The sequence below is a fragment of the Streptomyces sp. S3(2020) genome, assembly GCF_013044505.1.
Classification (GTDB): domain Bacteria; phylum Actinomycetota; class Actinomycetes; order Streptomycetales; family Streptomycetaceae; genus Streptomyces.
Map to the genome: position 1 here is coordinate 1 of NZ_JABERD010000233.1, position 14,239 is coordinate 14,239.

Below are 14,239 nucleotides of genomic sequence, written 5' to 3' on the forward strand. Positions count from 1 at the left end.
GGCGTAGGACCGGACCGGCTCCGGGCGGGGCACGAACTCGTCGAACCAGCGGGCCAGTCGGGCGTCCCAGGGCAGCGGCGGGTGGCTGAGCGCGCGGATCTCCTCGACCAGGCCGCCGGGCAGGAAGCCGCGCTCCTGCCGCTCGTGCAGGTCCAGGCCCTGGCACAGTCCGCGGCGGTAGAACTCGTCGAGGTCGACGTACTCGCCGGGCGGGCCGAGCGGGGCGCCGAGCACGTCGCCGACGCCCTTGCCGCGCAGGGTGGCGAGGCGGCGCGTCCGGCGCGGATCGCCGGCGAGCCGGTCGTAGACCTCCTCCGCGGACAGTCCGGCCAACCGCGGGTCGTGGAGCAGGCCTTCGGGCATGGTGCCGACCTGCATCTCGTCGAGCCAGCCGTTGATGACGTAGTCGCAGGCCACGTTGAACAGGTAGGGGTCGCGGGTGCCGCAGCGGTCGCCGTGGCGCAGGGCGGCGTGCAGCAGTTCGTGGCCGAGGATGAACCGCCATTCCTCGTCGTCGAATCGGCGGAGCGGGTTGAGGTAGATCTCGCCCGCCTCCGGGTTCACCGCGGCGACCGAGATGCCGTGGGCGCGGGCGAGTTCGGCGTCGGCGACCAGCTTGATGCCGGCCGCGATCGCGCCGAGCAGGGGGTAGGAGGAGACGAACCAGTCCAGGGCGTTCTGCCAGGGGCGCTTGCGCAGGGCCTCGCCGTCGAGGGAGTCACGCCGGCCACCGGCCATGTCCATCGCCGCGGACACGGTCCGGGTCAGCGCGGTGGCGAAGGCCAGCTGGTGGTCCGGGGGCTGCGACCAGCCGTGCCAGGGAAGGAGCACCTGGTCGGGCTCGGCGCCTGCCGTACCGCAGCGTTCGTAGGCGGTGGGGAGTCCGTCGCGCCGCCAGCGTGCGGCGAGCCCCTCCTCGTCGCCGTCGGGGTAGGAGGCGGGCAGACCCTCGGGCGTCCGGCCGACGGTGAAGCCGAGCAGGAAGCGGTTGACGGCCACACAGCGCGCGGCGAGGTCGTACCGGTCGGGCCGGGTGCGCTCGCCCTTGGCCGCCGGGACGTGTCCGAAGCCGAGGTGCAGCACGGCGTGCGCGAGCGACCAGGCCCAGTGGGCGGGCTCGGCGATCCGGGCCGGGTGGATGTGCAGATCGCCGTCGGAGTCGACGGCCACTAGCCCGTCGCGGGGTGCGAAGGAGCACCGCTCGCTGCGGCAGACGCCGAACTCGACGGCCGCCAGCGCCGGGTTGGCCTTGACCAGCCGCATTCCCTCGGCGAACGCCTCCGCCGCGAGGTCCCGCTTCTTCTCCCCCTTGGTGCGGGCGCGGTTCACCGCCGCGCCTCCACCAGCCGCGGCATGTCCCGGGCCGCCTCGACGAGGAACCACGACGGCAGGACGGGGTTGCCGTCGGCGTCGGACGCGATGACGGTCTGCGCGACCTCGACGGAGATCTCGGCGAGCTGCACCAGCAGCGACTTGGCGCGGTACGCGGTCTGCCGGCCGTTCGCCGACATGTGCTCCTTGCTGACCGGCAGTTCCTTGACCAGTCGGCCGCGGAAGGACTCGGCGAGGTAGTAGAGCAGGTCGCGCTCCTCCACCCGGTGCGGCCAACGGGCGTCGCCCTTGATGATCGCCTCGATGCCGTACTGGCCGCGCACGATCTTGACGTAGCCGCAGAACGCGGTGGCGTGGGCGGGTGTCAGCGTGCCGTGCGCGATCACCTTCAGCGTCTCCTCGTCGAGGCCACGGCCGAAGGAGTGCAGGGCGTCGGAGAGCATGTGCCAGGAGCGCGGCGTGGAGAACGGCTCCTCGGTCTTGGGCGGCTTGGACCACAGGTGGTCGGGCCGGTCGATGAGGTGGTCCAGGACCCAGGGGTGGATGCCGTGGCCCGCCGCCCAGGCGAGCCAGTCCTTCGCGGAGGCCTCCAGATGGACGTGGGCGAGCCGGTTGACCAGCGCGGAGGCGATGGGGCGGGCCAGCGCGTTGTCGGTTGCGCGGTTGCCGGCGCCGATCACGATCGAACCGGCCGGGAGGTCGTAGTTGCCGATACGGCGGTCCAGGATCAGCGAGTAGAACGCCTTCTGGACGTCCGGGCCGGCCGCGTTCAGCTCGTCCAGGAACAGGCAGTACGGCTCGTCGCGGGCGATCGCCTCCGGCGGGCAGAACACCGAGCGGCCGTCGCGGATCTGCGGCACCCCGATCAGGTCCTCGGGGGCGAGCTGGGTGCCCAGCAGGCTCACGCACTCCAGTCCCAGGGACTCGGCGAACTCCCGTACCAGGGAGGACTTTCCGATGCCGGGGGCGCCCCAGATGAAGACCGGCCGCACGGGCGCGAGGCCGAGCAGCAGCTCCGGTATCCGGGCGGGAGTGACGGTGACGGCAGCCTGCACGCAGTGGCTCCAGGGGATGTTCGAGAAGGCCGCGCTGGTGCGCGGGGTCCGATGCGAACAGTGTGTGCGGGACCTTGTGCGCACGCACGCGATTTTCCGGGCCCACCGCACGAGGGGCGTACCACCGGAGCCGCTCACGGGTGGGACGGGGCGGCACGTCCGGGGCGTGCGGCAGTGACCGGAATGTGCCCTGGGCAAACCCGTGCCGCGGTGACACGGTGTGCGCGGTCCTCCGTGTGAGCCGCTCCTCCGTTCATGGGGGTATGGAGGAGCGGCGGACCTCGCGGGCTAGGCCGCGCGCCGGTCCTCGTCCTGACGGGTCGTCAAGGGCACCTGGGGGCCGTCCGATTCGCGCAGCCAGCGGCGCAGGACGCGGTGGACCTGCTCGGCGCCGAAGAGCTCCTCGGTGTCCGTCACGGGCGCGGACAGGACGACGGGCGACAGCAGGAACGGCCGGCCCTGGGCGCCGCCGAGACCGCCGTGCGAGCCGATCTGCTCCTCGAAGGCGAGGACTTCGCCTTCGACCGGGTCGTACCAGGAGTTGACCATGATGTCGGCGGTGTGCGCGAAGCCGTGAGTGCGGCGTACGACGTCGGCGGCGCCCGGCCCGAAGGCGGCCAGCGGGCCCGGTTCCTCGTCGAGTCGGTCGAGCGGGATCTCGGTGCCGAACGGCCCGAGGACCACTCCCCCGTGCTCCTCGCTGCGCACGAGGAGGAAGCCGATGCCGGGGTGGTTGGCGAGCGTGGTCAGCAGGGCGGGGTGGCGGGCGTCGATCTCCTCCTTGGTCATCCGGTGGTGCACGTCCGGGAAGGAGACCAGGCCGAGGTTGCCGGAGGCCAGCACGAGCGGCTCGGAGCGGCGGCGCGAGGGCCGGTGCTGCTCGGCGCGCTCCTCGACGGGTCGGCGCAGCGCGGCCCGCACCGCGGCGCGGGCCTCGGCGCCGCTGTGGGTGCGCTGCGCCTTGCGGGGCACCGGCAGTCCGCTGCCCGCCCGCACCAGGTCGCCCAGGGAGAGGCCGTAGCGGGTGCGGAAGGTCTCGCCGGGGCTCTGGCCGTGGTCGGACAGGACGACGATCCGGTACGGGCGCGGGGCGTGCTCGGCGACGTTCTCGATCAACGCGAGGGAGCGGTCCAGGCGTTCGAGGACCTTCTCGGCGTCCCTGCTGCGCGGCCCGGAGTGGTGGGCGACCTCGTCGTAGGCGACCAGGTCGGCGTAGACGGCGGTGCGGCCGGCGAGCATGTCGCCCATCACCGCGGCGACGACGACGTCCCGTTCGACGACGGTCGCGAAGGCGCGGACGAAGGGGTAGAGGCCGCCCCGTTTGACGCGCGGGCGGGCCCGGCAGGCACGGCTCCTGGATGACTGTCCGATCTCCCGGCCCACCTCGGCGAAGAACGACAGAGCCGTGCGGACGGCGTTGGCGGGGTCGGAGAAGTACGCGAAGTAGCCCGCCCGGGACCGGGTCTCGCGGCTGCGGCGGCGGGTGGCGATGGACAGCACGAGGGCCTGCTCGTCGGCGCCGCCGCTGAAGAGGTTGCCGCGGCTGGCGCCGTCGGCGCCGAGCAGCCCGCCGTCACCGGTGCGTGCCACCGCCCGGCGCTGGAGCTCGGCGGCGCTGGTGGGGCGGTTGCAGACCATCACCTCCTGGCTGTCCTTCTCGTACCAGCGGAAGGCGGGCACGTCCTCGTTGCTGCCGTGCAGGATGCCCAGCTGGCTGGCGCCGGTCTGGCTGGACCAGTCGGTGCGCCACGGGGTGAGGCGGTGGGTGCCGTCCAGCCAGCGGGCGACGGTGGGCATGAGGCCCTTCTTGACCGCCGCCTCCAGGACGTCGTGGCCGACGCCGTCCAGCTGGAGGAAGACGGTCCCCGGTGTGGCGGGGCCGGCCGGGGCGGCTCTGCGGCGGCGGTCGGCGAGCCGGTAGAGCCGGCGCCGGTAGGCGTCGTCGTCGCGTACGGCCAGGGCGGCGCCGGTGGCGGAGGCGACGGCCGACATCACGGCGGCCACCACGACCGCGGTCTCCCAGGCGGCCGCGCCGCGCTCGGTCGGGTTCAGCCGCAGCGCCACGAGGAGCAGCGCGCCGTTGAGGAAGAAGACCAGCAGGCCCAGGACGAGGGCGGGCACCAGCAGCAGGAGCCGGACGAGAAGCGGCCAGACGAGCGCCGACAGCACACCGAAGGCGCCGGCGCCGAGGGCCGCGGTGACCGCGATGTCGGTGGCGCTGTCGCCGTCCGCGGACCGGAGCTGGAACTCCGGCAGGATGCCGGCGAGCACGAGCATGGTGACCGTGGAGACCGCCCACACCGCGACGCTCCGCCCCGCCTGACTGGCGACCCGCCGCCAACGCCCGCCTCGCACGCCCCGCACACCTCACGTCCCGGCCCGTCGTCGGTGCGGGCGTGCACCCACCCTGTCACAACGCGCGGAGGTGCCCCGGTTTCCCCGGGCGGGTGTCAGCGGCCGTCGTAGCCCGCGGTCGGCATCGACAGACGGCGGTGGATCCGGGCCTTCATCTGGGCGTCGTACGACGGTTCGGCGCGCCCCACCGTCTCCACCCGCACCCCTCGGCGCGCGCACTCGGCGACGAACTCCTCGACGGAGGACAGGGCGCTCTCCAGGACCCGGCGGCTGGGCGCGACGAACAGGTCGGTGCCCGGGCGGACGCCGTCCCACAGGACGCAGTGGTCGGCGCGCAGACCCCGCACGAGGAGTTCCCGGCCGACGATGTAGCCCCGCTCCGCCGCCCAGCGAGCGCACATGGCGTGCTGGCTGCGGGAGTCCACCAGGAAGGGATCCGCCTCCAGCTCCTCGAGCGGCGTCAGACTCGCGATCGCCGTGACCCGCACCGGTCCCATGGCGTCCCCCCTCACCTCCGGGTTTCGCCGCCGACCCTACTCCTGCCCGTAGGCTTCGGGGAGTCGCGCGAAGGAGGCAAAGAGGTGCCGGTGGAGATCACCTGGTGGGGTCACGCCACCTGCACGGTCGAGGACTCGGACGTCCGCGTGCTCACCGATCCTCTGTTCGCCCGCCGGCTCGCGCATCTGCGCCGGCGCCGCGGCGCGGTGCCGCCGCCGGCCGCCTGGCGCGCGGACGTGGCGCTCGTCTCCCATCTGCACGCCGACCACCTGCACGTTCCCTCGCTGGCCCGGCTCGCACCGGGCACCCGACTGCTCGTGCCCCGGGGCGCGTCCCAGGCCGTGCCGGGGCTGCGCCGGCTCGCCCATCTCCAGGTCGACGAGGTGGCACTCGGGGACGAGACGGTGGTCGGGGACGTGGTCGTACGGACCGTTCCGGCCCGCCACGACGGGCGCCGGCTGCCCCTGGGGCCGCACCGCTCCCCCGCGCTCGGCTATGTCGTCGAGGGCGAGGCGCGCACCTACTTCGCCGGGGACACCGGGCTGTTCGACACGATGGCCAAGGAGGTCGGGCCGGTCGACGTGGCCCTGCTGCCGGTCGGCGGCTGGGGGCCCTACCTGGGCGAAGGGCATCTGGACGCGGGGCGGGCGGCCGAGGCGCTGGCCCGGCTCGAACCGGTCAGCGCGGTGCCGGTGCACTACGGCACGTACTGGCCGATCGGGATGGACGCGGTGCGCCCCCATGAATTCCACGCCCCCGGCGAGGAGTTCGTGCGGCTCGCGGCCGAGCGTGCGCCGGGCGTGGCGGTGCATCTGCTGGGGCACGGGCAGAGTGTGCGCCCCAAGGCGGCCCGGTGAGCTGGCTGGCGGCGTCGACGGTGCCGCCGGAGTCGACGCAGCAGGCGCTCGGGTATCCGTCGTTGTTTCTGCTGGTGCTGATCGGGGCGTTGGTGCCGGTGGTGCCGACGGGGGCGCTGGTGAGTTCGGCGGCGGTGGTGGCGTTCCATCAGACGGCGCCCTTCGCGCTGGGCCTGGTGTTCGTGACGGCGTCGCTGGCCGCGTTTCTCGGGGATGCGACGCTGTACTGGCTGGGGCGGCGCGGGATGGGGTCGAAGAACGGGTCGCGGTGGCTGGAGGCGATTCGGTCCCGGGCGCCGGAGGAGCGGCTTGCGCAGGCGCAGGCGAAGCTGGCCGACCACGGGGTGGCGGTGCTGGTGCTGTCACGGCTGGTGCCGGCCGGGCGGATTCCGGTGATGCTGGCCTGTCTGATGGCTCGGTGGCCGCTGCAGCGGTTCATGCGGGGTAATTTCCCGGCCTGCCTGGCCTGGGCGGTGACGTATCAGCTGATCGGGATTCTGGGCGGGTCTCTGTTCAAGGAGCCTTGGGAAGGGGTGGTGGCTGCGGTGGTACTGACCGTTGTCATCAGCCTGGCACCCGGTCTGTGGCGGCGGATTCGAGCTGCCGCGTGAGGATTCGTTGCGGGGTGCGGGTCCGTTGTGGCTGGTCGCGCCCACGCGGCGGAGCCGCATATCGATACAGCCCCGCGCCCCTAGGTGGGTCCACCTGAGCGCCGGCTAAACAAGTACGCGGGATCCGCCTACCGGCAGGTCCCAGAGGTCGCCCCGGTTCAGACCCGCCTCCTCCCATGCCGTCCGCACCCTCGTCAGCGGTTCCAGGACCGGCTCCGCCGACAGGACGAACGTGCCCCAGTGCATCGGTGCCATTCTGCGTGCCCCGAGGTCCTGGGCCGCCCGCACCGCCTCCTCCGGGTCGCAGTGGACGTCGCTGAGCCACCAGCGGGGGTTGTAGGCGCCGATGGGCAGGAGGGCGAGGTCGATGCCGGGGTAGCGGCGGCCGATACGGGTGAACCAGTGGCCGTAGCCCGTGTCTCCGGCGAAGTAGACGCGCTGTCCGTCCCGGGCGGTGAGCACCCAGCCGCCCCACAGGCTGCGACAGGTGTCGGTGAGGCTGCGCTTGGACCAGTGGTGGGCGGGGACGAAGTCGAGGCGGACACAGTCGAGTTCGGCCGCCTCCCACCAGTCCAGCTCGGTGATGCGGGTGAAGCGGCGACGGCGGAACCAGGCGCCGAGCCCGGCCGGCACGAACACCGGGGTGTCCCGCGGGAGCCGGCGCAGGGTGGGGGCGTCCAGATGGTCGTAGTGATTGTGGCTGATGACGACGGCGTCGACCGGGGGCAGCGAGCTCCAGGCGACGCCGACCGGGGTGATACGGGCCGGCGTGCCGAGGATACGGCGGGACCAGACGGGGTCGGTGAGGATCGTCAGCCCGCCGATCCGCACCACCCAACTGGCGTGCCCGGCCCAGGAGACGGCGACCGTGCGCGCGTCCACGCGGGGCAGCGGGCCGGGCTCGAACGGCAGGCGCGGGATGTCGGCGAGGCTCTCCCGGCCGGGCCGCACGGAGCCCTCGCGGGCGAAGCGGGCCATGGCCTTGAGGCCGGGCAGCGGGGCGGTCAGACGGTCGTGGAAGGTGCGCGGCCACACCCGGCGTTCGCCCAGCGGCCGGGGTTCGGCGAGCGGCGGGACGGGGGGCGCGAAGGGGGACAGGGCCACCGGATCGCGGGCATCCCGGACGGTCGTGCCCGTGCTGGTCGACTCGGACTGCTGCGTCATCGAGGAGGCTCCCATCGCTGAGCGTCGTCGCGGAGGTCGTCGAAGACCGACTTCAAAGTGATCAACGCGCGTTGCACATGTGGCAGTTCCAACGGTGAGGGTGAACTGAGGCATTCCTCGAGTTCCGCGTCCGTCCCGGCGAGCAGCGAGCCGGTCGACAACCGCACGCGCAGGGCGCCCAGGTCGTCGCCGAAACGATGGCCGCCCGGGGCGGGCAGGCCGAGCCGGGCGGTGAGGAACTCCTCCAGGTCCTGTGCGTCACCCACCCCGTGCGCGCCGAGCGCGGTGCGCAGCGGGCCGAGGTCGGCGTAGAGATGCCGGCCGGCCTGCGGGGGCCGGGCCAGGGCGCCCGCGGAGACGACGGTGGCGTGCGCGGCGGCGGCCACGCGCGCGTGCAGACGTACGGTGGCCGCCACGCGCAGGGTGACCGGTTCGGGTTCCGCGAGCGCGTACCCGGCCGCGGCGACGACGGGGGCGGCGACGCGGGCACCCAGGGCGGTGAGCACGTCCAGCACGCGCGCGTGGAGGCCGTCGCCGATCTCGCCCGCGGGGAAACGGGCCACGGCGGCGGGCCAGCCCGGCGGCAGCAGGGAACCGGCCAGGTCGGTGACGACGGTGACCCTCTCGGGCAGCATCTCGGCGGGGCCGATCAGCACGGTCTCGTGCGGGGCGTGCACGGTGTCGCGCCAGGTCTCGTCGCTGACCAGGTGCAGTCCCTCGGCGGCGGCGGCCTCCACGGTCTCGTGCAGCACCTCGGGCGGGGCCACCGTGGCGGTGGGGTCGTCGGCGACGGACAGCACGAGCAGCCGGGGGTCGCCGCCCTCGTCACGGACCCGGCGCACGGTCTCCATCAGGGCGTACGGGTCCGGGACACCGCCGCACTCCGCCGGTGTCGGCACATGGAACACGGGTCTTCCCAACAGGCGCGCGTACGGCGCCCACCAGGCCGCGCAGGGCCGGGGCACCAGGACGTCGCCACCGAGGGCGGCGGTCAGGGCGAGCAGCAGCGAGGGGGCGCCGGGTGCCGCCACCACACGCTCGGGCCCGGCGGGCAGTCCACGCCGGGCCCAGTAGCCGCACGCGGCCTCCAGGAGCACTTGCCCGCCACCGACGGGTTCGCTCCCGCCCAGGGGGGCCGCGGCGGCGAGCACGGCCGACAGTTCGGGGAGCACCGGCAGTGCGTCGGCGGGCAGCGGCGGCCCGAAGCGGACGGGGCCGTGGCCTTCGGGATCCGTCCGCCGCATCCGTACCTCCGGGTGAGCTGCTGGGTCGCGGTGCCGTCGGGTGTGCTCCCCGGTTCTCGCTCCGTACGACGGGGGCGGCGCCCTCGGAGTCCGTGTACCCAGGGTGGCGTACGCCGGTAGGAACCCGCTCGAGTCGCGCCGGTCGCACGCCCCGGCTCAGACGTCCGCGCGGTGCTCCTTGCGGCGCACCCGGTACACGGCCCCGCCGAGGGCGCCCGCGATCAAGAGGCCGCCGGCGATCAGGGCAGGGACGGATTCGGTGAAGGCACCGCCCTGGCCTGCCCGTACGCCGCGCTGGACCGTGGTGGCGGAGCAGTTCTCGGTGCGCGGCTCGGTGCACGCGTGGCTCGCGCCGCCGCTGTGGGTCACCGTCAGGGTCGCGCTCCACTGCTTGCCCTGCCCGCCGGCCGTGGCCGGACAGGTGCCGTCGACGGTCCACGCGGAGTCCTCGCCGACCGCGTCGGTGCCGCCTTCGAGGTCCTGGGCGGGGGCCATCCGGGCGGTACCGCGGTAGGCGGGTCCGGAGACCGCGGTGTCGTTCCCGGCGACCAGTTGGAGCTGCACGGCCCCTTCCTCGAAGGCCTGCGAGGTGGCCTCGATACTGGCCGGCGCCGTCCCGCCGGTGGCGCCGCAGGCGACCGACACGGTGACGCTGCCACCTGGCTGGACGGTGCTCGGACTGACCTCCGCGGCCGGGTCCGCGAAGGCGACCGGCACGGCGACGCCCACGGCGGCTGAGGCCAGAACGGCGACGGACAGGGCACGGGCGGTGCGGCGCATGAGGTGGGCTCCTTAGGCCTGCGGCTGCGAGGGCACGCAGCCATCACAGCCCGCCGGGCCCGGCCCCGCGCGCGGCCGGACCCCATTAGCGGGACGCGCACAGCCAAGTGGGTGACATCGGCCCGGCGCCGTCAGGCGTGGGGAGTCGCCGACTCCCCGCGTCCGCGTTCCCTCGCGCCCTCGCGGGTGCGGCCGGAGGCGACCAGGCGCCGGGGGTTGCGGCGCAGATACTCGCCCTCCAGCTCGGCCATCCGGCCGTTGTGGGCGCGCAGCGCGTCGTTCGAGGCGTAGAGCAGGGTGTCGTGGCGCGTGCGGTGGATGGTCTCCAGCTCTTTCATGAGCTGCTGGTCGTCCAGCCTGCTGGGGTCGACTCCGGTCATGACGGTTTCCCACTCGTCGGGTGCGTTCATGGGCTTCGGATGCCCGCCCGGTGAGCACTGCTCCCGAGCGGTGTCCGGGACAGAACCGTGGATCTCACCTTTCTGCACCCACTCTACGAACATCCGGGCCGCCGGGCCTCCGTATGGGGAACTACCGCGCCCGTTCCACCCGCCGCTCGTCCCACACCGGCTCCGGTGTCTCGCGGACGCGGCCGTCGCTGCCGAAGACCAGGTAGCGGTCGAAGGCGCGGGCGAACCAGCGGTCGTGGGTGACGGCGAGGACCGTGCCGTCGAAGGCCTCCAGGCCTTCCTGGAGGGCCTCGGCGGACTCCAGGTCCAGGTTGTCCGTGGGCTCGTCCAGGAGGAGGGCCGTGACGCCCTCCAGCTCCAGCAGGAGGATCTGGAAGCGGGCCTGCTGGCCGCCGGAGAGACGGTCGAAGGTCTGCTCGGCCTGCTGGGTCAGCTCGTAGCGGCGCAGCCTCGACATCGCCGCGCCCCGGTCCTGGGAGTGTTCCGTCCACAGGATGTCCAGGAGTGTGCGGCCCAGCAGCTCGGGGTGCGCGTGCGTCTGGGCGAAGTGCCCGGGCACGACCCGCGCGCCCAGCTTCCACTTCCCCGTGTGCGCCACGGTGTCCCCCGCCAGCAGCCGCAGGAAGTGCGACTTGCCGGATCCGTTGGAGCCGAGCACGGCGACGCGTTCGCCGTAGAAGACCTCCAGGTCGAAGGGGTTCATCAGGCCGGTCAGCTCAAGTCCCTCGCAGGTGACGGCCCGCACCCCGGTACGGCCGCCCTTGAGCCGCATCTTGATGTCCTGCTCGCGCGGCGGCTCCGGCGGCGGGCCGGCCTCCTCGAACTTGCGCAGCCTGGTCTGGGCGGCCTGGTAGCGGGAGGCCAACTCATGGCTGATGGAGGCTGCCTGACGGAGGTTCAGGACGAGTTTCTTCAGCTGGGCGTGCTTCTCGTCCCAGCGCCTGCGCAACTCCTCGAAGCGGGCGAAGCGTTCACGCCGGGCGTCGTGGTACGTGGCGAAGCCGCCACCGTGCACCCAGGCGTCCGCGCCCGTCGGCGAGGGCTCCACCGACACGATCTTCTCGGCGGAGCGGGCGAGGAGTTCACGGTCGTGGGAGACGAAGAGAACCGTCTTGCGGGTCTCCTTCAGCCGCTCCTCCAGCCAGCGCTTGCCGGGTACGTCGAGGTAGTTGTCGGGCTCGTCGAGCAGCAGCACCTCGTCGTTGCCGCGCAGCAGCGCCTCCAGCACGAGCCGCTTCTGCTCACCGCCGGAGAGGGTGCGCACCTCGCGGAACTGCGCCTTGTCGTAGGGGACGCCCAGCGCGGCCATGGTGCACATGTCCCACAGCGTCTCGGCCTCGTACCCGCGCACCTCGGCCCAGTCGGAGAGGGCCTGCGCGTACTTCAGCTGGGCGGCCTCGTCGTCGACGGTCATGATGAGGTGCTCGGCCTTGTCGACGGCCTGCGCGGCCTCGCGGATGCGGGGCGGCGCGACGGACACCAGCAGGTCCCGTACGGTCGTCTCGTCCCGTACGGAGCCCACGAACTGGCGCATCACGCCGAGGCCGCCGGTGACGGTGACGGTCCCGCCGTGCGGTTTCAGCTCTCCGGAGATCAGCCGCAGCAGGGTCGTCTTGCCGGCGCCGTTGGGTCCGACGAGGGCCACGACGGCCCCTTCGCCCACGCGGAAGGACACATCGCCGAGCAGCGCCCTCCCGTCGGGGAGGTAGTACTCGAGGTGTGCGGCTTCCAGATGTCCCATGGGGCCGCATTCTGCGGGTCGGGGGCCGGGCCGGGCAAACGCATATCCGACGCCGTGGCAGCTCAGCCGCATGCAGCACTGAGCCATACGCACTGAGCCGTATGCACCGCTCTGTATACACCACTCTGTATACACCGAGCCGTACACGGCAGACTGCATACAGTCGCCCGTCACCCGTACACGGTCGTCGCGCGGGCGGCTACTCGACCTCGTCCAGCGGCCGCCCCGCCGGCCCGCTCTGCGTCCCGCGCCCCGCGGACTCCACGAGCGCGCCCTCCCACGACAGGGCCTTCCAGCCGTCGGCCGGAGAGCCCTCCAGGACCACCACGCCGGTGTTGTCGAGCGGGCGGGCGGCGGCGAAGTCGATGTCGACGTTGTCGGCGCGGGCCGAGGTCCACATGCGGATCGCCGCGCCATGGCTGACCAGGGCGACCGTCCCGACCCCGAGGTCGGCGGCCTCGGCGACCACCGCGTCGTACCGCGCGAGCACCTCGGTACCGCTCTCGCCGCCCGGCATCCGCAGTTCCGCGTCGCCGGCCGGCCAGGCGAAGATCGTCTCCATGTAGGTCCGGCCCGCCTCCGAGTACCCGTCCAGCATCTCCAGGTCCCCGGCGGACACCTCGCGGATGCCGTCGCGGACGACGATGTCGAGGCCGCGCGCGGCGGCCAGCGGGGCGGCGGTGAGCTGGGTGCGTATCAGCGTGGAGGCGTAGAGGGCCTCGATGTCCTCGTCGGCGAGGGCCTCGGGCAGGGCGGCCGCCTGACGTTCACCGAGGGCGGTCAGGCCGGGTCCCGGGACGGCGGTGTCCAGCAGGAAGTCGACGTTGGACGGGGTCTGGCCATGGCGGACGAGGAGCAGGCGCATGCAGGGAGCCTCCGGGGTCGGGTCCGCCTCCGCACAAGGAGAAACGGCCACTTCAGCGTACCCGCCACCGTCGACTGATCATCCGTCAGTCCATATAGCAAAACGCGGGTCTCATCATTCGACACACAGGCGTACCGTGAGATCACCGACAGGACATCGAACAGGGGAGTTCAGCCATGTCGAAACCGCAGGAGACCGCCGTCTACACGCACGGGCACCACGAGTCGGTGCTGCGCTCGCACACCTGGCGCACCGCCGCCAACTCCGCGGCCTACCTGCTCGGTTCGCTGAAGCCCCACATGAGGATCCTGGACATCGGCTGCGGCCCGGGCACGATCACCGCCGACCTCGCGGCACTGGTCCCCGACGGCCGGGTCACCGGCGTCGACCACGCGCCCGGCATCCTGGAGCAGGCCCGGGCCACGGCCGCCGGACGGGGCCTGACCAACGTCGGCTTCGCGGTCGCGGACGTCCACGCCCTGGAGTACCCGGACGACACCTTCTGCGTGGTCCACGCCCACCAGGTGCTGCAGCACGTGGGCGACCCGGTGCAGGCGCTGCGCGAGATGCGGCGGGTGACCAGGCCGGGCGGGTTCATCGCCGTCCGCGACTCGGACTACGCGGCGATGACCTGGTACCCGGCGTCCCAGGGCATGGACGACTGGCTGGACCTCTACCGTCGCGTGGCCCGCGCCAACGGCGGCGAGCCCGACGCGGGGCGCCGGCTGAAGTCCTGGGCACTGGAGGCGGGCCTCACCGACATCACCGCCACCTCCGGCACCTGGACCTACTCCACCGCCGAGGAGCGGGCCTGGTGGAGCGGTCTGTGGGCCGACCGCACGGTGGCCTCGGCCTACGCCGAGCGGGCCACCGAGGGCGGCCATGCCACGCCGGAGCAGCTGACGGCCGTGTCGGAGGCCTGGCGGGAGTGGGGAAAGCAGCAGGACGGCTGGTTCGCGGTACTGCACGGAGAAATCCTGTGCAGGAAGAGTGCCTGAATCCGCGTTTCCTGGAAACCCGGAACGCAGGAGGTTCACATTATGGTTGCCATTCTGCTCGTACTGCTTCTGGTGTTGATTCTGTTCGGCGCCGGATTCGCGGTGAAAATTCTCTGGTGGATCGCGCTCGCGGTGCTCGTGCTGTGGCTGCTGGGGTTCCTCATGCGCAGCACGAACGCGGCCGGAGGCAGGGGACGCTGGTACCGATGGTGAATCACCGCGGACGGTCCGCGGTGGTCCGCTCCCGGTGTTCGACGACGGTCAGGGCTTGTCCCCCGCGAAGGAATAGGCGGCCCACGGTCCGGTGAGTTCGACCCGCGTTCCGGGGG

Annotated in this window: 14 protein-coding genes; 4 read left to right on the forward strand and 10 right to left on the reverse strand. The window is 72.9% G+C overall.

The window, feature by feature from the left end:
* From HLK59_RS41870 to HLK59_RS41885, 4 genes are all read right to left on the reverse strand, one after another.
* A partial coding sequence (locus tag HLK59_RS41870) for a hypothetical protein (protein WP_171146905.1) occupies positions 1-1,329 on the reverse strand: 1,329 nt, incomplete at its 3' end.
* Entirely contained in the window at positions 1,326-2,387 is a 1,062-nt protein-coding gene (locus tag HLK59_RS41875) for a MoxR family ATPase (RefSeq protein ID WP_171146906.1), read from the reverse strand. The genes HLK59_RS41875 and HLK59_RS41870, both read right to left, overlap by 4 nt.
* A 288-nt stretch (positions 2,388-2,675) precedes the next feature.
* Positions 2,676-4,751, reverse strand: a complete 2,076-nt coding sequence (locus tag HLK59_RS41880; RefSeq protein WP_171146907.1) for a phage holin family protein — start codon at positions 4,749-4,751, stop codon at positions 2,676-2,678.
* 86 nt (positions 4,752-4,837) lie between these two features.
* Entirely contained in the window at positions 4,838-5,239 is a 402-nt protein-coding gene (locus tag HLK59_RS41885) for a hypothetical protein (RefSeq protein ID WP_171146908.1), read from the reverse strand.
* A gap of 84 nt (positions 5,240-5,323) precedes the next feature.
* Between HLK59_RS41885 and HLK59_RS41890 the strand changes: the two genes are divergently transcribed.
* On the forward strand, positions 5,324-6,097 hold the full coding sequence (locus HLK59_RS41890) for an MBL fold metallo-hydrolase (protein ID WP_171146909.1): 774 nt from the start codon (positions 5,324-5,326) through the stop codon (positions 6,095-6,097).
* Positions 6,094-6,708 carry a VTT domain-containing protein gene (locus HLK59_RS41895; protein WP_171146910.1) on the forward strand — a complete coding sequence of 205 codons (615 nt, stop codon included), beginning with the start codon at positions 6,094-6,096 and terminating at the stop codon, positions 6,706-6,708. The genes HLK59_RS41890 and HLK59_RS41895 overlap by 4 nt, the downstream gene beginning before the upstream one ends.
* 105 nt (positions 6,709-6,813) lie before the next feature.
* Here HLK59_RS41895 and HLK59_RS41900 read toward each other — a convergent pair whose 3' ends face one another.
* The 6 genes from HLK59_RS41900 to HLK59_RS41925 form a co-directional block, all read right to left on the reverse strand.
* Positions 6,814-7,872 (reverse strand): MBL fold metallo-hydrolase, encoded by a 1,059-nt coding sequence (locus HLK59_RS41900; RefSeq protein ID WP_171146911.1) that lies wholly within the window; start codon positions 7,870-7,872, stop codon positions 6,814-6,816.
* Entirely contained in the window at positions 7,869-9,116 is a 1,248-nt protein-coding gene (locus HLK59_RS41905) for an aminotransferase class I/II-fold pyridoxal phosphate-dependent enzyme (protein ID WP_171146912.1), read from the reverse strand. Before HLK59_RS41905 ends, HLK59_RS41900 begins: the two co-directional genes overlap by 4 nt.
* A gap of 156 nt (positions 9,117-9,272) precedes the next feature.
* Positions 9,273-9,896, reverse strand: a complete 624-nt coding sequence (locus HLK59_RS41910) for a hypothetical protein (RefSeq protein WP_171146913.1) — start codon at positions 9,894-9,896, stop codon at positions 9,273-9,275.
* A 131-nt stretch (positions 9,897-10,027) separates the two neighbouring features.
* Complete coding sequence (locus HLK59_RS41915) at positions 10,028-10,306, reverse strand: DUF6158 family protein (RefSeq protein ID WP_171146914.1); 279 nt, start codon at positions 10,304-10,306, stop codon at positions 10,028-10,030.
* Positions 10,307-10,427: 121 nt separating this feature from the next.
* Complete coding sequence (locus HLK59_RS41920) at positions 10,428-12,047, reverse strand: ATP-binding cassette domain-containing protein (protein ID WP_171146915.1); 1,620 nt, start codon at positions 12,045-12,047, stop codon at positions 10,428-10,430.
* A gap of 199 nt (positions 12,048-12,246) precedes the next feature.
* Positions 12,247-12,912, reverse strand: coding sequence for a histidine phosphatase family protein (locus HLK59_RS41925; RefSeq protein ID WP_171146916.1), 666 nt, complete (start codon positions 12,910-12,912; stop codon positions 12,247-12,249).
* Between the two features lie 176 nt (positions 12,913-13,088).
* Here HLK59_RS41925 and HLK59_RS41930 point away from each other — a divergent pair, with 176 nt between their 5' ends.
* Both HLK59_RS41930 and HLK59_RS41935 read left to right on the forward strand, forming a co-directional pair.
* Positions 13,089-13,910, forward strand: a complete 822-nt coding sequence (locus HLK59_RS41930; protein ID WP_171146917.1) for a methyltransferase domain-containing protein — start codon at positions 13,089-13,091, stop codon at positions 13,908-13,910.
* Between the two features lie 42 nt (positions 13,911-13,952).
* The gene (locus HLK59_RS41935) at positions 13,953-14,123 is read left to right on the forward strand and encodes a hydrophobic protein (RefSeq protein WP_171146918.1); all 171 of its coding nucleotides are present in this window, start codon (positions 13,953-13,955) and stop codon (positions 14,121-14,123) included.
* Positions 14,124-14,239 lie beyond the last annotated feature (116 nt).